This is a genomic window from Acinetobacter sp. 809848, from assembly GCF_000581275.1.
GTDB classification, from domain to species: domain Bacteria; phylum Pseudomonadota; class Gammaproteobacteria; order Pseudomonadales; family Moraxellaceae; genus Acinetobacter; species Acinetobacter pittii.
On record NZ_JEXG01000055.1, the window covers coordinates 1 to 17,547 of the forward strand.

15 protein-coding genes are annotated in these 17,547 nt (G+C 39.4%); 6 read left to right on the plus strand and 9 right to left on the minus strand.

What is annotated here, in order from left to right:
• The first annotated feature begins 57 nt into the window (after nucleotides 1-57).
• A complete protein-coding gene (ahpF, locus tag J536_RS22725) occupies nucleotides 58-1,623 on the plus strand; it encodes an alkyl hydroperoxide reductase subunit F (protein WP_032064052.1) in 1,566 nt (521 codons plus the stop codon).
• Between the two features lie 172 nt (nucleotides 1,624-1,795).
• A complete protein-coding gene (locus J536_RS22730) occupies nucleotides 1,796-2,140 on the plus strand; it encodes a hypothetical protein (RefSeq protein WP_002121546.1) in 345 nt (114 codons plus the stop codon).
• 60 nt (nucleotides 2,141-2,200) lie between these two features.
• Here J536_RS22730 and J536_RS22735 read toward each other — a convergent pair whose 3' ends face one another.
• Nucleotides 2,201-2,812: a glutathione binding-like protein gene (locus J536_RS22735; protein WP_032056733.1), complete on the minus strand. Its 612-nt coding sequence runs from the start codon at nucleotides 2,810-2,812 to the stop codon at nucleotides 2,201-2,203.
• A gap of 207 nt (nucleotides 2,813-3,019) precedes the next feature.
• A complete protein-coding gene (locus J536_RS22740) occupies nucleotides 3,020-5,458 on the minus strand; it encodes an ExeM/NucH family extracellular endonuclease (protein ID WP_032056734.1) in 2,439 nt (812 codons plus the stop codon).
• 145 nt (nucleotides 5,459-5,603) lie between these two features.
• Here J536_RS22740 and trmB point away from each other — a divergent pair, with 145 nt between their 5' ends.
• Both trmB and J536_RS22750 read left to right on the plus strand, forming a co-directional pair.
• Nucleotides 5,604-6,320, plus strand: coding sequence for a tRNA (guanosine(46)-N7)-methyltransferase TrmB (trmB, locus tag J536_RS22745; protein WP_032056735.1), 717 nt, complete (start codon nucleotides 5,604-5,606; stop codon nucleotides 6,318-6,320).
• Nucleotides 6,321-6,492: 172 nt separating this feature from the next.
• Nucleotides 6,493-7,119 (plus strand): glutathione S-transferase family protein, encoded by a 627-nt coding sequence (locus tag J536_RS22750; RefSeq protein WP_032064053.1) that lies wholly within the window; start codon nucleotides 6,493-6,495, stop codon nucleotides 7,117-7,119.
• Between the two features lie 13 nt (nucleotides 7,120-7,132).
• Here J536_RS22750 and J536_RS22755 read toward each other — a convergent pair whose 3' ends face one another.
• From J536_RS22755 to J536_RS22775, 5 genes are all read right to left on the minus strand, one after another.
• Nucleotides 7,133-7,912, minus strand: coding sequence for a Rossmann-like and DUF2520 domain-containing protein (locus J536_RS22755; RefSeq protein ID WP_032056737.1), 780 nt, complete (start codon nucleotides 7,910-7,912; stop codon nucleotides 7,133-7,135).
• 93 nt (nucleotides 7,913-8,005) lie between these two features.
• Complete coding sequence (locus tag J536_RS22760) at nucleotides 8,006-9,427, minus strand: OmpA family protein (RefSeq protein ID WP_032064054.1); 1,422 nt, start codon at nucleotides 9,425-9,427, stop codon at nucleotides 8,006-8,008.
• Nucleotides 9,428-9,640: 213 nt separating this feature from the next.
• Nucleotides 9,641-10,876 carry a dihydroorotase gene (locus J536_RS22765; RefSeq protein WP_032064055.1) on the minus strand — a complete coding sequence of 412 codons (1,236 nt, stop codon included), beginning with the start codon at nucleotides 10,874-10,876 and terminating at the stop codon, nucleotides 9,641-9,643.
• A 12-nt stretch (nucleotides 10,877-10,888) separates the two neighbouring features.
• The gene (locus J536_RS22770; RefSeq protein WP_014206196.1) at nucleotides 10,889-11,905 is read right to left on the minus strand and encodes an aspartate carbamoyltransferase catalytic subunit; all 1,017 of its coding nucleotides are present in this window, start codon (nucleotides 11,903-11,905) and stop codon (nucleotides 10,889-10,891) included.
• A gap of 124 nt (nucleotides 11,906-12,029) precedes the next feature.
• Entirely contained in the window at nucleotides 12,030-12,377 is a 348-nt protein-coding gene (locus tag J536_RS22775) for a hypothetical protein (protein WP_032056740.1), read from the minus strand.
• A 239-nt stretch (nucleotides 12,378-12,616) separates the two neighbouring features.
• Here J536_RS22775 and rlmKL point away from each other — a divergent pair, with 239 nt between their 5' ends.
• Nucleotides 12,617-14,827, plus strand: coding sequence for a bifunctional 23S rRNA (guanine(2069)-N(7))-methyltransferase RlmK/23S rRNA (guanine(2445)-N(2))-methyltransferase RlmL (gene rlmKL, locus J536_RS22780; protein WP_005076976.1), 2,211 nt, complete (start codon nucleotides 12,617-12,619; stop codon nucleotides 14,825-14,827).
• 18 nt (nucleotides 14,828-14,845) lie between these two features.
• Here the strand turns inward: rlmKL and J536_RS22785 are convergent, their stop codons facing one another.
• Entirely contained in the window at nucleotides 14,846-15,262 is a 417-nt protein-coding gene (locus tag J536_RS22785) for a hypothetical protein (RefSeq protein WP_032056742.1), read from the minus strand.
• Nucleotides 15,263-15,530: 268 nt separating this feature from the next.
• On the opposite strand from J536_RS22785, the gene J536_RS22790 reads away from it, so the two are divergent.
• Nucleotides 15,531-16,025 carry a CinA family protein gene (locus tag J536_RS22790; protein WP_032056743.1) on the plus strand — a complete coding sequence of 165 codons (495 nt, stop codon included), beginning with the start codon at nucleotides 15,531-15,533 and terminating at the stop codon, nucleotides 16,023-16,025.
• Nucleotides 16,026-16,075: 50 nt separating this feature from the next.
• On the opposite strand, the gene J536_RS22795 is transcribed toward J536_RS22790, so the two are convergent.
• On the minus strand, nucleotides 16,076-17,547 hold a 1,472-nt coding region (locus J536_RS22795), incomplete at its 5' end, for an AAA family ATPase (RefSeq protein WP_032064056.1).

Consider the following 17,547-nt stretch of genomic DNA (forward strand, 5'->3'; position numbering starts at 1 on the left):
TGTTTTCACGTACTATGCATCTATTGAAAGAATTTGGATGCATTGGAGTAAAAACAGATGTTAGATCAAAACATTAAAACTCAATTAAAAGCTTACTTAGAACGTCTAGAAAGTCCAATCGAATTAGTTGCTGCTTTAGATGAATCAGATAAAGCGGCTCAAATTAAAGAGTTAGTGACAGAAATTGCTGAACTATCTGACCAAGTCACTGCCCGTTTTGACGGAAACAATACACGTCGTCCAAGCTTTGGTGTCGCTAAAGTAGGTGAACAGCCTCGTGTATTCTTCGCAGGCTTACCAATGGGTCATGAGTTTACGTCTTTGATCTTGGCGCTTTTACAGGTCTCTGGCTATGCACCTAAAGTGTCGGATGAAGTACTTAACCAGATTAAAGGTTTAAATCTCAAAACCAACTTTGATGTATTCGTATCGCTTAGCTGTCATAACTGTCCGGACGTGGTACAGGCGCTTAACCTGATTGCCATTTATAACCCGAACACCACAGCAACCATGATTGACGGTTCATTCTTCCAAGACGAAGTTGAGCAACGCAAAATCATGGCTGTACCGATGGTATTCCAAGACAACGAGCACATTGGTCAAGGTCGTATGACCCTTGAAGAGATTGTGGCAAAACTTGATACCAACTCAGCTGAAAAAGATGCGGCAGCACTCAATGCTAAAGATGCTTTTGATGTATTGGTGATTGGTGGCGGTCCTGCGGGTGCAACGGCTGCGATCTATGCTGCACGTAAAGGCATTAACACTGGTATCGTGGCTGAACGCTTCGGTGGTCAAGTGATGGACACCATGGACATTGAAAACTTCACTTCTGTGCAAAAGACGCAAGGTCCTAAGTTTGCTGCCGAGATGGAAGCCCATGTTCGTGAATATGATGTCGATATCATGAACCTGCAACGTGTCAGCAAAATCACAGGGGCAAACCAGACTGCAAATGGTCTGGTTGAAGTTGAACTTGAAAACGGTGCAAAACTTGAATCGAAAACTGTAATCCTTTCTACAGGTGCACGTTGGAGAGAAATGAATGTACCGGGTGAGCAAGAATACCGTACCCGTGGTGTTGCCTACTGCCCACACTGTGATGGTCCGTTGTTCAAAGGTAAACGTGTTGCTGTGATTGGTGGTGGTAACTCAGGTGTTGAGGCAGCAATTGACCTTGCAGGGATTGTTGAGCATGTAACTCTGGTTGAGTTTGACACCAAGCTTCGTGCTGACCAAGTGTTGCAAAACAAATTGCATAGCTTGCCAAACACCACGGTGATTATGAATGCCTTAAGTACAGAAGTGTTAGGCGATGGTTCACAAGTGACTGGTCTTAAATATAAAGACCGTGCGACTGATGAAGAGCATGTGGTCGAGCTTGCAGGGATCTTTGTACAGATTGGTTTATTGCCAAACACTGACTTCTTGAAAGACAGTGAAGTTGAATTAACCAACCGTGGCGAGATCATTGTGAATGACCGCAACGAAACCAATGTGCGAGGTGTATTTGCTGCCGGTGACTGTACCACTGTACCTTACAAGCAAATCATTATTGCTACAGGTGAAGGCGCTAAAGCATCACTCTCTGCGTTTGATTACATCATCCGTTCTGGGCAGTAAAATCGGTCAAAATTATTATTATTTATTTCAAGCCTAGCATTACAAAATGCTAGGCTTTTTTAATACTAGAGTTACAACTTTTTAACAATTTTCGATCTTTATTAATCATTTACTTTATGTTTATATTTTAGACATCCATATTTGGATGCCATGAATTAGAAGGAAAAACACAATGAATAAATTACTTGTTGCTTTAGGTCTTGCTGCGACTGTTGCCCTTGTTGGTTGTAATAAAGATAAAGCTCCAGAAACTGGCGCGACTACAGGTGAACACTTAGAAAATGCTGCTCAACAAGCAAGTGCTGATATCAAATCTGCTGGTGATAAAGCTGCTGACGATATTGCAACTGCAACTGATAATGCTGCTGAGAAGATCGATGCTGCAACCGATCACGCTGCTGATGCGACTGCTAAAGCTGCAGCTGAAACAGAAGCGACTGCACGTAAAGCGACTGCTGATACAGCTCAAGCTGTTGAAAATACCGCTGCTGAAGTGAAAAAAGACGCTCAACACTAATCGTCTTTAGTATAAAAAAGCCCCTATTGATTAGGGGCTTTTTTTGGCTCTTAAAATCTTTTATGAAATTAAGCCTTCGTCACGCATCGCAATTTGTACAGATTGACGCTCTGCAACTTTATTACGTAATGCAATAATGTGCTTATACGGTGTTAAGTCGTGCTCAATTGAGTTTGACCAATTTGTTAAAACAAATAGATAAGCATCTGCTGGACCAAAATTATCATTTACCAAATAATCGTAATCAGATTCAGACAAATAGTTATCGATATATTTTAAAAGACGGTTGATTTCAGCATAAGCTTTGGTTTTTTCATCGCTCGTTAAAGGTGCCCCAAAGAAAACTGCATAAGCATCATGCAATTCAGAGTTCAAATAACCCAACCATTCCAATACTTTCGCACGGCCCATACCCGATGGAGGAATTAAATCCTGCTTAGGATCGTGCTGAGCAAGGAAAGGTAAAATCGCAACGTTCTCAGTTAACATTAAACCAGGGTTAATTTCTAAAGCTGGTACATATCCTTTTGGATTAATCTCGTAATAATCTGCACCTTTTTCTGTTTTATGTGTTTTTAAATTTACTCGTTCTAAGTCAAAATCAACATTAATTTCATTTAAAATAATATGTGCAGCTAAAGAACATGCGCCTGGCGAATAATATAATTTCATATCTGATCCTTGTTATCTCATATTAACGTTTTAAATTGCTTCTAGAAAACCTGCAAGGTTTGCACAATTCTTTAATTGTAAAAAAGCGTAAACTTATAAAATACTTACACCATCTAATATTCTTGAAAAATTTATTCCTTGCAAGTTGTCTTGCGTGACGATTGTTTAAAATATGATAAAACACATTTACGTCACGCAATTTTTCTATTAATTACGTTTAAAAAGCTGGCTAATCCAATTCATTAATTCAGTTAAGAAATCAAAAATACCGTTTTTCTTATCATCATCAGGCTGGCTTGAATCTTTACCATTTAAATCCAGATCAACAATTACCGGATCATGATCCGAAGAGCGATAAGCATCTTCAGCATAGAACAAGGCCTTTTGCTCATCCGTTTTATATTCTTCGTTGTAGTCTAAAACGGTTGGCTCATCTGCATTGATATGCCATGCAAAGGTTCTCACTACTTTTGGATATAGAGCTGCATCAGCAATTGCATGGTCTAAATTACCCGCTCCACCATTTCCATTGGCATCACTCGCAACACCAAATACATAGCTATATGCCTCTGCACCCTGTCCTACCTTAGCGTCATTCAGCAAAACTTTGTAGTTTGCTTTTTCAAATGACAAAATAGGTTCTTCCTTTGCATAACTGTTCATATCCCCTACAAGTAAAGCATTTTGCTTAGGCACTTGGGTCGGATTTTTCGCTAACCATTGCACGATTTGATCTACTGCTTTCACGCGAGTCGGGTTCCAACAACCTTGACCATCTTTTTGGTCTGCATCAGTAGAGCTAGCATCCACCCCACTACAGCTTTTCGATTTCAAGTGATTTGGAATAACGGTAAAGGTTTTATTACCACGAACGGCTTGGAAACTTTGCGCCAATGTTGTTCGGTTCTTGTCGCCTAAATCAAGCACGACAGGTTTATTTAAAGGTTTAACACGCTTGCTGTTATAAATAATAGCAACTGCGATTGCATCACCACCTAAACGGTCTAGATTTCCAGGAACGACGTATTTCCAATCGCTACCTAAAGCACTCGTTAAATGAGCAATTGCACTGTTAGGCCCATAACCATTGTTCGCAATTTCCATTAAACCATAAACATCGGCATCAATCGCTTTTAATGCACTCACAATTTTACGATGCTGTTTATCAAACTCAGCTTGTGTCGTTGCACCGCGCTCCGTTGGGAAACCCGTTGCGCCATTGTCATAGTTCAAAACGTTAAATGAAGCTACACGAATGTGATTAGCATTTTTGGTAATGACATTTTGACGCGGGTTTGTTTGAGTAATTACTTCAGGTTGATTGCGTCCAAGCACTGGTTGCACACGCCAACCATTAAAACGGTATTCTAAAATACCTTCAGCATTTTTAAGTTGATAACCCGAACGTAGCGTATTGGCAGCGCTAAAATTTGTCGGTAACCACGGAGTACGGTTTTGATTGTTATAGCCGTCATCAAAAATAATTTTCGACAATAAATTTTTCTGAGCAAGGGCTTTAGCTTCAGGAGATAACGCCGGATATAAATTAGTCGGAATATATAAACGCCCTAAGCTTAGAGATAATTCACCATAGCGACCATAGTTATAGTTTTCACTTACCGTTAAAGTCTGAGGTAATTTAACCAACATACCTTGATAACGCTGCGGAGAATGGGTTGAACCACCTGTTAAACTAGTAAACGGAAGTTCGAGGCTAATCGGCTGAACCTGATTTACCATATTGCTATTACAAGTTTGAATATCTTGTTGTAATTGATCGATCTGTAGCTGATTTTGATAAGTCGTTAAACGACCACGCAAAATAACTTCATCGCCAACTTGACCACCTTTTACAACGCTGCTATTTGGAACATAAACAAAAATAGCATTACTGACATTCGCACGTGCTTTGGTGTCAGGTGTTTGAACATAAAAACCAGAGAAACCATTGGCATAGCGATAGTCGGCAGTAATTACCCCACGTACGGTATAGCTCTGGTTTTGTGCTGCGGTTGCTAAATCAGCAATTGGTGTATCCGAGCTTGAACAACTCACCGTTTCAACAGGTGGCTGTGTTGTAGAACCCGATAAATTTGAAAAGTCATTTCGATTTGTCCAAGCTGACCATGAACGGTCCAAATCAAATGCTGCAGTTGCATCAATACTTAAAGCTGGGTTCTCAGTTTCAATACGCTTAAAACTATTTCCCAAGCTTGAAACGGCTGTTCCCCATCCTGCTTCTGGTCGCTCACCAATACGCCCAAAACGGTCTACAGGTGTGCCTTTATAAACAAGTACAACGGCATCATCACCGTTAAAAGATAATGCAGCGACCTGATTTACTTTACTACCAAGTTCAGCCTGTAACTCAGAACGACCTACTAAAAACTTCTGCTTACTGGTTAATGACCCTTGTAAACGGAAAGCCGCTGTTTTTGCTGTACCACCATTATTAAATTGTTGAATCTCATAGTCGGCTAAGTTAACTGAAGCGCCATCTGGATTATAAATTTCCAAACCTTTGCGGTTACTACTGCCGTCAACATATTGACTAAACATGAGTTGTGCTTGTGCCCAAGGACTATATGTAAAAGCACCCAGTGCCCCTAATAGCACTGAAAGTGTGCGTAATTGAAAAGTTTTCATGAGTAAATATGTTCATTTGAAATTTATATAGATTCTTAGATTAAATATTGAACATGACATCTACATGAAGAAAAACACCGAAACATTTGACTTGACCAGATGAAGACTTAAAATACCGCATTTGAATTTCAATATTGCCAAGGTTATGTCGATCGATCAGTTAGAAACGCAAATTGCAGACTTAGACAATTTGCCTGAACACCGTGAAATTGTGACGTTTATGCGTCGTTCAGCACCCCTTAATACGTCTCAACGCACGGCATTAGAACAACATCGCGATTTAATTTTGGGATATCCTGTTGGTGACTTACGTCAACACTTCGAACATCCAGAACGTCCTTTAACTGTTGAAATCGGTTTTGGTATGGGTCGTTCATTAGTGCTTATGGCAAAAGCCAATCCTGAACGCAACTATGTGGGTATTGAAGTCCACGTACCTGGTATTGCTCAGTGTCTTTATGAAGCAGGTATGGCAGAACTTAAAAACTTACGTGTACTTGATGCAGACGCGATTCAGGTTTTACGTGAAATGCCAGACAATAGCATTAACTGCGTACAACTTTACTTCCCAGACCCTTGGCAAAAGAAACGTCATTTCAAACGCCGTTTTGTTATTCATGAGCGTATGCAATTGGTTGAACAGAAACTTGAGCTTGGTGGTACATTCCATGCAGCAACAGACTGGGAACCGTATGCTGAATGGATGCTTGATATTTTAGACAACCGTCCAGACCTTGAAAACTTGGCAGGTAAAGGCAACAGTTACCCACGTCCAGAATGGCGCCCAGTGACTAAGTTTGAACGCCGTGGTATTGAGTCAGGCCATAAAATTAATGACTTTATCTTTAAAAAGATTAAGTAAATAATAAAAAAGGCTTAGTAATAAACTAGGCCTTTTCTTTTTTATATAAAAAGAAATTAAATATATCTGATCTATAGTATTTCTTCTTTCTAATTAATAATTGCCAATCTAAGCGAATCTAGCTATTTATAGAAACTGGTACTTGCCACACTAAAAATACTAAGGACACCACATGTTAAAAATTTTAGGGCGCGATAACTCCATTAATGTACGCAAAGTCTTATGGTTGTGCGAAGAACTAAATCTTGAATATGAAAGAGAAGATTGGGGACGAGGCTTTCGCTCCGCTCAATCACCTGAATATTTACAATTAAACCCAAATGGGCAAATTCCTGTTGTTTTAGATGGCGATTTAGTCCTTTGGCAGTCCAACAGTATTATCCGTTATTTGGCAAATGCTTACGATAAAGAACATCACCTTTACCCTACTCAAGCGAAAGAAAGATTCTTTGTTGATCAGTGGATTGATTGGCAAGCCATCGAACTGAATAACAGCTGGACTTATACAATTATGTCTCTCTTGAGACATTCTCCAGATCATCAAGATCCAAACTTATTACAACAAGGTATTGATGACTGGAATCATCATATACAGATTCTCGATCAACAACTTGAAAAAACTCAGGCCTATGTTGCTGGTTCACAATTTAGCTTGGCCGATATTCCAATTGGTCTGTCTGTACAACGCTGGAAGGCCACTCCTTTTGACCATCCAACGCTTAAGCATGTCGACCAATATTTTGAACGTTTAAATCAACGTGCGGGTTTCTTAAAATGGGGCAATAACGGCGAACCTTAATTTTGAGCAAGCTTTAGTCCGAGTGATGGCGCTTCACGATGCCATCACTTAAAAGTTGATAGACCTGTTTTAAATCATCCCGCTCTGCTTGAGCCAATAAGTCTTGATGCATTGCCAAGATATTCTGATCTCCTCTTACAGCAGGCCCAGTTTGCATTTGCTTAGGATCATTTTCAGTCGCTTTTTTTGCTGTTTCTATAATTAAAGGATAGAGCAAGCTAAAGTCGACCTGCTCTTTATCTACTACCTGCTTTGCCATATCAAAACAATAGTTACTAAAGTTACAAGCGAATACAGCCGCTAAATGCAAAGTTAAACGTTGTTTTGAGGTATATTGATATACTCGACTGCTTAGGCTATTTGCTAAATTTAAAAGTAGTTTTTGATCGGCATCTGTTACCGCTTCAACAAATAATGGTGTGGCTTGCCAATTGACGTCTCTTTCAAAGCTAAATGTCTGTAATGGATAAAATACCCCTGCTTTTTCATGTACCTGACTGATGACTTCAATATCAGTACTACCCGAAGTATGGACAATAAGTGTATCAGGAAAGAATTCATGAACTTGTTTTACAATATCTGCAATTGCACTGTCTGAAACCGCTAAAATGATAAGATCAGTTGATTGGAATTGTTGAAGTGACTGACATGCTTTTGCCTGAAACTGCTCTGCAAACTTTTGGGTTTTCTCAAAATCACGCGCATACACTTGTACGATGTGATGACCTTGAGCCAACAGTACCTTTGCTAAATGAAAGGCAACTCGCCCACTTCCAACCAAACTGATTCTCATATTAATCCAACACTATTTGTTTCAACAAAAAAGCTTCTCAAAATGAGAAGCTTTTTTCAAATTAAAATATCTAATTTTTCATAAATCAGAATATTATTGAGCTACTGAAAACTCAATACGACGGTTTTTAAAACGTCCTTCTTCTGTTGTATTCTCTGCAACAGGCTGATCAGAGCCATGACCTTGTGCAACTAATTTAGACCCGTCTACACCTTTAGATGTTAAATAGTCGACTACTGCTTGAGCACGGCGTTGTGATAAAGCTTTATTTGCCGCAGCGTTGCCTGTTGAGTCGGTATGACCACCCACATTTAATTTCACACCACTGACTTTATTTAAAAGTGTTGCAGCTTGATCAAGAATAGCTTTGTTGTCTGCTGGAATATCGCTTGAGCCACTCGCAAAGTTAATGATTTGCAAGTTAAGTGCTTTTACTAATGCATTTACATCGACATTATTCGGATCAATTGAGCCTAAAGCAGTTTGCGAAGCAGTTAAGCTATTGCTTACAGATTGCTCAGCTGTTTCTGGTGCAGTAGAAACAACTTCAGTCTGAGGAACAAGAGCTTTTACTTTTGCGGTTAATGCTGCTAACGCTGCTGCATCACCTGCTTTCAAAGTAATTTTGTCACCTATCCATTCTAAAGATGCATTTGGCACACCTTTTAAGGCACCAAGCACGCCAGCAAGTGCATCTTTATCTGTAAATCCAGCCGCATAAGTTTGACTGGTATCAACGTTACAGTCTTGAGTTGATGAGAAAACCTGCTTAACTTGAGTTTGTAGTGTTGCTAAGAATCCTTGATCGCCAATACCTGCCTGACACTGGCTAACAGCACCTTTATCATCTGTGCTTAAGGTTAAACTCGCAGGTGCAGCTGCGGTAGTAGCCTCAACACCACTGGCAGCTGTTGGTTCAGGTGCTGGCACAGCTTCTTTATGCTGACAAGAACGCCATAACCAAGCAATGATAAGACCCAGAATAATGAGTGCAATAATAGGCAAGAATCCACGAGATTTGCCTGTATTTTCAGTCGCAGCGGCAAGTGGTGGTGCTGTTGACGGTGTAACAGAAGACAAGCCTGCACCAAGCCCTAGTGGCGCTAATAGGCCAACAGCCCATCCCGGTAAATGTGAACGAATTGTTTCGGCATGCTGACGTAAATAATTCACAATACTTTGTTGATCATTTCCGGCAACATCCGAAATTGCATTAAGGCTGGGTTTAATTGCACTATTGAGTGTACTTTCGATTTCATTATTTGGTGCCGTACCGCTTAAATGAGTAAGTACCGTATTCTTGATTTGGTCATTATGAGAAAAGAGGTCTGATAATGAAGGAGTCAAACTATTTTTTAATTGTCCAATAAGATCAGGTTTAGCAGCTAACAATGAAAGTAAAATTGGATAAAACTTAGATAAAGCATTCGATTTTTCGCCTAGGTATCCGTCCTGATTATTTAATATAGTTGATGATACTTTTTCTTTAAGCAGTTCTATAGGGTTTATCGACATTGGTTATTCTCCCGAATTTTATACGTCGTAACCAGCAACTTTTGATTATTCAAATACTTCTCTTTGCTGATAGTTTTTTATTCTAATCTGCGTTCAATCTTTTATTGTTTTTTAAATAATTTATATACAAATTTGCATCTAGTCTTTACAAAACAGGCAGATCTTATTGATCTACCTGTTTATATTTTAAATTTACTTTAAATAACCGTTTTATCAGTTAGCAAAAGTTTGAAGTACTTTACCTCTAAGGTTTTGACCCAACAATGGAGTATTTTTCCCTTGCGATAAAATCGTGTCTTTGCTTACTGTCCAGCTTAATTCAGGATCAACTAATACCCATCCTGCTTCATCTTTCCAACGCATAGTCATATTGGCAACCTGCGCAGGTACGCTAGTCACTTTTTCCACCCACTCTAAAGGTTCAAATAAGCCTTCATTAATGAGTTGAATGCCTAAAGATACATAAGTATCAAAAGCAGTAATGCCCGGTTGAGTTTCAGCAAATGGTGCCATTTTTGCAGAGCTGCTTAAAGGTTCATGATGCGTACAAATTGCATCAATCACGCCTTCTTTTAAACCTTGACGTAAAAGTTCTTTATCTTGCTCAGAACGCAATGGTGGACGAACATGTGCTAGCGAATTGAAACCATCAGTTAAGTGTTCAGTTAAATGCAACTGATGCATTGCTACATCGGCAGTCACAGGTAAACCTTTTGCTTTTGCTGCGCGGATTAATTCAACCGATGCACCACAAGATAACAAACCAAAGTGGGCTTTTACGCCAGTTGCTTCAATCATAAGCAAATATTTCGCAATCGCTACGGTTTCTGCAATTGCAGGAATCATTGGTAAACCTTGACGTGATGCAATAAAGCCTTCGTGTGCACATCCGTCTTTAGCAATCTGTGGCTCTTCAGCATAAAACACAACCGTTAGACCAAGACCCGCTGCATATTCCAAGGTACGAATAACTACATCGTCATTTTCAAAAGCAGCATTCGCATTAGAAACAGCAGTACAACCACCTTTTTTCAGGCCCGCCATGTTTGCTGGTTGCTTACCATTTAAACCTTGGGTCTGAGCACCAATGATATGCATATGAATGCCCCCATCATGCCATGCCTTTTCAATCAAGCCATGAATGAGAGCACCGTTGTCTTGTACAATCGGCTTTGAATCAGGTGGTGTAATAACATGCAAAATACCATTGGCACGTGCTGCCTTACCTTCTGATTTCAATGTCCCATGTTGTTGTTGACCCGGTTCACGCAAACGCGCGCACAAATCAACCATGGTTGGCATTAACCATTTGCCCTGTCCGTCAATGGTTTGCTCCACTTGCTCTACTGCAGCAACCAACTTGCCATTTTCAATATATACAGTTTGTACGCTGTCTGTTTTTTGGATTGGGTCTAACACACGTACATTTTCAATTTTTACAATACTCATGTGATCCATTCCTTACAACGTAATCGCTTCAATTAAACCTTGCTCTTGGAGTTGGCCTTGCATCGATAACGCCAATACGGCCATACGAACTGCAATGCCATTGGTTACTTGTTTCAAAATAACCGACTGATCTCCATCAGCAACACTTGAATCAATTTCTACACCACGATTCATTGGTCCCGGATGCATCACAATGCAGTCTGGTTTAGCTAAACCAAGACGTTCTTTGTTTAAGCCATACATTCTGTAGAATTCAGACTGTGAAGATAATGCTGGAGAGTCAATACGCTCGTTTTGAATACGTAAAGCAATAATCACATCACAACCAGTAATGCCTTCATCCATCTTGTTGAATAAGCGAACGTGCTCGCCATATTCCGAAAAGCCCACTGGCAATAATGTATTCGGTGCAATCACACGAATATCTTTACAACCTAGAGTTTGTAATGCAGCCACATCCGAACGTGCAACGCGAGAGTGTTTAATGTCCCCGATAATAGCAACGCTTAAATCTTCAAATGGTTTTTTAGTTTCACGGCGAATAGTCAGCATATCAAGCATCGCTTGCGTCGGATGAGCATGACGTCCATCCCCTGCATTAATAATCGCGACCTTTGGACATACATCTTTAGCAATGAAATGTGCAGCACCCGAAGATGAATGGCGAACAACAAAGATATCCGCTGCCATTGCTTCAAGGTTCCAGAGCGTATCGCGCAGAGTTTCACCTTTTGAAGTACTTGAACGAGCAATATCAATGTTCAGTACATTGGCAGACAAACGTTTTGCTGCTGCTTCAAAAGTAGTACGGGTACGTGTGGAGTTTTCAAAGAAGAGATTCATAACCGTCAATCCCTCTAAGAGCGGACGGTTAATTAAATTATTATTATCGTCTAAAAAGCTTTGTGCGGTATCTAAAATCTTGGTGAGGTTTTCTTTTGAAAGTCCCTCAATCGTTAAAAAATGTTTTAAATTTCCGTCTTGATTGAGCTGAACCTGGCTCGGTTGATGCAACGCTGCAATATGCATAATGGATTCCTATGGGTCGAATCGCGAAAACGTGCATAGTGTAGCTGAATTCCGCTCTTTTCGCAGAAGAACTTTACAGAATAAGGCCCTAAATTGACCAGAAAATTTAGAACCTTATTGGCAATTACCTTAATGCACCAATGTAATGGTGCGGAACTTGTGCCCGATAAATATCCTCAGCGGTAATTTCCGACTCTTCATCGACTTTAACAACAGCGATTTTTTCTTTTTGAGAAGGCTCCTCTGGTATTGTATCAACCAACGATTTCAATCGCTCAACACTTCGTTTTAATTCGTCATCCTCTGATTCTAGTGCCAGCGCAATGACATATTTTGCATAATCTTTATTTTGGACAACGTACATTGCATCTATTACCCGCCCCGTCACCCTACGCATGCGTACATATATTTGTGTCGCTACTGAGAAAGCATCCGCATTAGCAATAAAACCATTCCCCATCATGTCTTTCATTTATAATTACCCCATCAATTTAAAATAATAAAATGGTTAAAAACTGGCTATGTTTGTTAATTAAATAACCATTGATAGGACTGAGTTAGCAAAATACATACCACTTTAATTGTTTTAATCTTTAAAAATCAGTTTATTGGTTGGATTATGATAGGTTGCAATAATTTAAAAACCTTTACACATCAAAATAAGTTAAACTTTGCATCGTTAATATTTATATGTTTTGGTCAATCGAGTTTATGAATACCTCTTTACGTTTAAACCACTATTGGATTACTTGTGCTGATGGTTTAGAAGCCCTCTTACAAGAAGAAATAGAACAGCTTGGCACCAAAGTGACAGAACGTAAAGCAGGACGTTTAATCATTGAAGGAACGCTTGAACATGCTTATCGCATCTGTATGTGGTCGCGTCTTGCTTCTCGTGTTTTATTGCCTATTCATACTTATGAACTCGAACATACACATGATGCGCGTGATGTAGCAGAAGAGCTTTATGAAGGTGCGATTAGTTTTGACTGGTCACTTATTTTTGCACCACAAAGTACCTTCGCTATTCGCTTACATGCAGAACGTGAAATTAAGGTTAACACTCAATTTGCAACGCTTAGAGCAAAAGATGGTGTTGTAGATTCCTTTATGGAAGCTGTAGGTCGTCGTCCGAGCATTGATACTAAACAACCAGAAATTACGTTATATGTTTTAGCAGGTAAAACTGAGCATACATATTGCCTAGATTTATCAGGTGATTCATTACATAAACGTGGTTACCGTCGTTATATGACGGATGCGCCAATTAAAGAAAACCTTGCTGCGGCAATTTTACAAAAAGCTCAGCTTCAACAACGTAAGCCAGAGATTGTGCTCGACCCGATGTGCGGTTCAGGTACATTTATTATTGAAGCATTAATGATTTTGACTGACCGTGCACCAGGCCTTGTTCGCCGTTTTGGTTTTAATGGTTGGCATGGTCATGACCGTGAACTTTGGCTTTCGCTTAAAGCTGAAGCAGCAGAACGTCACGAAAAGGCGCTTGAATTACCTTTACCTAAGTTTTATGCCTACGATGCAGACTGGGAAGCTGTAAAAGCCACTCGTGAAAATATTATTGCGGCAGGCTTTGAAAAACAGTTAGGCCAAATTCAAATTGAAGAACGGACTTTAGCTGACTGGCCTGATTTTTCAGCTGAAGGCAAAACTGCATTTATTGTGACTAACCCTCCATATGGTGAACGTTTAGGTGATAAAGCATCTAACCGCTCTCTTTACTTAGGTTTATCTGCGCTTTTACAAAAACATTTCCCGAATCAATATGCCGCAATTATTGCAGCGCAAATTGAACAAGCCGATGTTTTAGCGTTTGAAGCACCTGAAACCTTACGTTTAATGAATGGTAAGTTGCCGATTTACATTCGCTTTGGTTCAATTAAGCCTGAAAAAGTAACTCAGCCATTCTTAGCAACTTGGCAAGCTCAACCTATTGAAATGGAAGAAGCTCAAGATTTTGCTAACCGTTTGCAAAAAAATATGACTGCCTTGAAAAAATGGGCAACGAAAGAAAATGTTTATTGCTTACGTTTGTATGATGCAGATTTACCTGACTTTAACGTCGCTGTTGACTTATACGGCGATCGCTTACATGTTCAGGAATATGCACCACCAAAAACAATCGATCCTGAAAAAGCAAAAAAACGTTTTAATTTAGCACTCGCTGCAATTCGTGCTGTTACCGGTTTAAACCGCGATGCCATCTTTATTAAGACACGTGCGCGCCAAACAGGTACTAATCAATATACGAAACAAAGCACAGCTTCAAAACGTTTTATCGTTCAGGAAGGTAAAGCTAAAATATTAGTTAACCTGACAGATTATCTAGATACAGGTTTATTCCTTGACCACCGTCAAATGCGTTTACGTATCGCACAAGAAGCTCGTGGTAAGCACTTCTTGAATTTATATAGTTATACTTCTACAGCAAGCTTACATGCTGCTTTAGGCGGTGCTGCAAGTACGACAAGTGTAGACTTATCTAATACTTACTTAAGCTGGTCAAAAGAAAACTTCGTTTTAAATGGCCTGACTGTAGATCACGCAGATGAACAGCACATGTTCTTTGCGAGTGACTGTTTTGAGTGGTTAAAAGAAGGTCACGAACAATATGACCTTATTTTTATCGATCCACCGACATTCTCAAACTCTAAAAAGTTCTATGGTACTTTCGACGTCCAACGTGACCATGTTTCACTCATTAAACGTGCAATGAACCGTTTAAATAGTGAAGGAACGCTCTATTTCTCAAACAACTATCGTGGTTTTGAAATGGATGAAGAGATCGAAGCTATTTTTCAGGTTGAAGAAATCACTTCTGAAACCATTGGCCCTGATTTTAAACGTAATCAGAAAATCCACCGTGCATGGAAAATTCAGCATCCTGGTCTAGATCAATATTAATAAGATTAGAGGTTATTATTACTTCACGGTAATAATAACCTCGCCATGAACATTTCTTGATTCAAAATCATATTTGGTAAATCGGTCTGCTCTTTCCGGTAATGCCATCATTTCTAGTTTCTTCTTTTCCTTACTATCGATAACATGGTTTTGTTTTTGTTCTTGATAAGGTGAAAGTACACTTGTTCTAAGTGCATCCCATCGAACTTGTTGTAAATAATTATCCCCTAACACCTGACGTGCTTGTTGTTGTTCTATCATTGGTTTCTTAGCATCGTCTTGAGCTTTCGCAATAATCACAGGTAAAGCTGCATTTACTGCCCCTGTTTGTGTTGCTAAGGCCCCTTCACTTAGAGGCTGTGCAGCCCATACATTGATGGGTATTAGCGAAATAAAACCTAAAATACACAGCGCAGGTCCTTGTTTATTGTTCATTGCATTTATCCTAAATTGTTATTGTTCGTTATATCGAACAAAATTAACAATTTTTTAAACATGTCGCAATGTTATAAATAGACTTCCCGACAATTAACATTGATCATTTTAAAACCTGAACTATTACACAAGCATTTAGTGAATATTCAAGTTGTTTTATAGATTTTTATCTCAGACTTGTACGACACTGCTAAATCACTTACTGTAATTTTATAATTTATCTGTAAATTGATTTTATTTATAAATAAACACCATTCGAGGTGAAATAATGCTTCAGCAGTGCTGCCAACTATTAGAAGATCGCCAGCTCAAAGTTGCTTTTATTGAGAGTGCGAGTTCGGGTTATTTAACAAGTCAGTTTTCTATTCACAAAAATAGTGGTGCAGATATTTTACTAGGTGGCTTAGTTAGCTACGACCCAAGCATTAAAATTAGTATTTTAAATATCGATCCAAAGTTAATAAAGACTTACACAGCAGAGTCACCGCAAGTCACAGAGGAAATGTGTAGGCTGGGTCAAAGCTTATTTCAACAAGCTGATATTATTGTCAGTTGTACTGGGCTATTAAAATCTGGCGGAAGTGAAACCCCAGAAAAACCTGTGGGCACCTTTTTTATTTGCATTTCTTACCAACAGCATATTTATCATTATCGTTATTTTTTATCTGGTCACTCAGAACAAAAGTTAAAGACATTAACTCAGAAAGTTTCAGATGCCATAATTGCTTTACTCACATCAACCATAAAAACTGATTCAACATAAAAAAAGAGAATATGTTTCCATATTCTCTTTTCGGTTTTAGCAGAAAAAGCTTAACTGAGTTTCATTTTATCGAAGACTAAATGCCCATTTTCGCCTTTAACTAGAATAGTATCACCTGCGACAAAATCACCCGACAAGATTTTTTGTGCTAATGTGTTTTCAATCTGTTGTTGAATCGCACGTTTTAATGGACGCGCGCCATAGACAGGATCGAAACCAGCATCAATCAATAAATCAAAAGCGGTATCATCTACAGTTAGACTCATGTCACGATCAACAAGACGCGAACGTAATCGATCCAACTGAATATCGGCAATACCACGAATTTGTGCTTTTTTGAGTGAATGGAAAATCACAAGCTCATCAATCCGGTTAATAAATTCCGGACGGAAATGCTGACTTACCGCATTCATTACAATGGTACGCACTTCATCGTCTGTTGCACCCTCACCTAGCTCACGTACATCTTGTGAACCTAAGTTCGAAGTCATCACAATTACCGTATTTTTAAAGTCTACTACTCGACCTTGTGAATCGGTTAAGCGGCCATCGTCCAATACTTGGAGCAAGATATTGAATACATCTGGATGTGCTTTTTCAACCTCATCAAACAACACCACGCTATATGGCTTACGGCGAACAGCTTCAGTTAAAACACCACCTTCTTCATAACCGACATATCCTGGAGGTGCGCCAACCAAACGGCTAACAGAATGTTTCTCCATGAATTCACTCATGTCGATACGAATCATGGCATCATCACTGTCAAACAAGAAGTTAGCTAAAGCTTTAGTCAACTCAGTTTTACCAACACCTGTTGGACCCAAGAACAAGAATGATCCACTAGGACGATTCGGGTCAGACAAACCGGCACGTGAACGGCGAACAGCATTCGATACCGCAACAACTGCTTCATCTTGACCTACAACACGGTCATGTAAAAACTCTTCCATATTAAGGAGTTTTTCACGCTCGCCTTGCATCATTTTAGCAACCGGAATACCTGTTGCAGCACTAACAACTTCAGCAATTTCATTTTCAGTTACTTTAGTACGAATGAGTTTTGGCTCTTCGTTCTCCTCTGCAACTTCATCTTGCTCCAGTTGTTTTTGCAACTCTGGAATTACGCCATACTGTAAACGTGCTGCCTCAGCCAAATCACCTTCACGCTGAGCTTTCTCAAAAGCAATACGCGCTTTATCAAGTTCCACCTGAGCCTGTTTAGTACCTTCTACCAAAGTTTTTTCAGACTTCCAGATTTCTTCAAGATCGTTGTATTCTTTCTCGACTTCAGCAATCTGTTTTTCAAGATGAGTGACTTCAGCTTTACTGCCGACATCTTCATCTTTTTTCACAGCTTCCAATTGCATTTTCAACTGGATTAAACGGCGATCGAGCTTATCAAGTGCTTCAGGTTTAGAGTCAATCTCCATTTTAATACGAGAAGCTGCCTCATCAATCAAATCAATTGCCTTGTCTGGTAATTGACGATCAGTGATGTAACGATGAGACATTTTCGCCG

What these genes read in the sequence shown, in the direction of transcription:
- J536_RS22755 (WP_032056737.1), bottom strand. Translation starts at nt 7,912, where the DNA reads ATGAGAATCAGTTTGGTTGGAAGTGGGCGAGTTGCCTTTCATTTAGCA.
- rlmKL (WP_005076976.1), top strand. Translation starts at nt 12,617, where the DNA reads ATGAATACCTCTTTACGTTTAAACCACTATTGGATTACTTGTGCTGAT.
- J536_RS22735 (WP_032056733.1), bottom strand. Translation starts at nt 2,812, where the DNA reads ATGAAATTATATTATTCGCCAGGCGCATGTTCTTTAGCTGCACATATT.
- J536_RS22790 (WP_032056743.1), top strand. Translation starts at nt 15,531, where the DNA reads ATGCTTCAGCAGTGCTGCCAACTATTAGAAGATCGCCAGCTCAAAGTT.
- J536_RS22760 (WP_032064054.1), bottom strand. Translation starts at nt 9,427, where the DNA reads ATGTCGATAAACCCTATAGAACTGCTTAAAGAAAAAGTATCATCAACT.
- J536_RS22765 (WP_032064055.1), bottom strand. Translation starts at nt 10,876, where the DNA reads ATGAGTATTGTAAAAATTGAAAATGTACGTGTGTTAGACCCAATCCAA.
- J536_RS22785 (WP_032056742.1), bottom strand. Translation starts at nt 15,262, where the DNA reads ATGAACAATAAACAAGGACCTGCGCTGTGTATTTTAGGTTTTATTTCG.
- ahpF (WP_032064052.1), top strand. Translation starts at nt 58, where the DNA reads ATGTTAGATCAAAACATTAAAACTCAATTAAAAGCTTACTTAGAACGT.
- J536_RS22770 (WP_014206196.1), bottom strand. Translation starts at nt 11,905, where the DNA reads ATGCATATTGCAGCGTTGCATCAACCGAGCCAGGTTCAGCTCAATCAA.
- J536_RS22730 (WP_002121546.1), top strand. Translation starts at nt 1,796, where the DNA reads ATGAATAAATTACTTGTTGCTTTAGGTCTTGCTGCGACTGTTGCCCTT.
- J536_RS22740 (WP_032056734.1), bottom strand. Translation starts at nt 5,458, where the DNA reads ATGAAAACTTTTCAATTACGCACACTTTCAGTGCTATTAGGGGCACTG.
- trmB (WP_032056735.1), top strand. Translation starts at nt 5,604, where the DNA reads ATGTCGATCGATCAGTTAGAAACGCAAATTGCAGACTTAGACAATTTG.
- J536_RS22750 (WP_032064053.1), top strand. Translation starts at nt 6,493, where the DNA reads ATGTTAAAAATTTTAGGGCGCGATAACTCCATTAATGTACGCAAAGTC.
- J536_RS22775 (WP_032056740.1), bottom strand. Translation starts at nt 12,377, where the DNA reads ATGAAAGACATGATGGGGAATGGTTTTATTGCTAATGCGGATGCTTTC.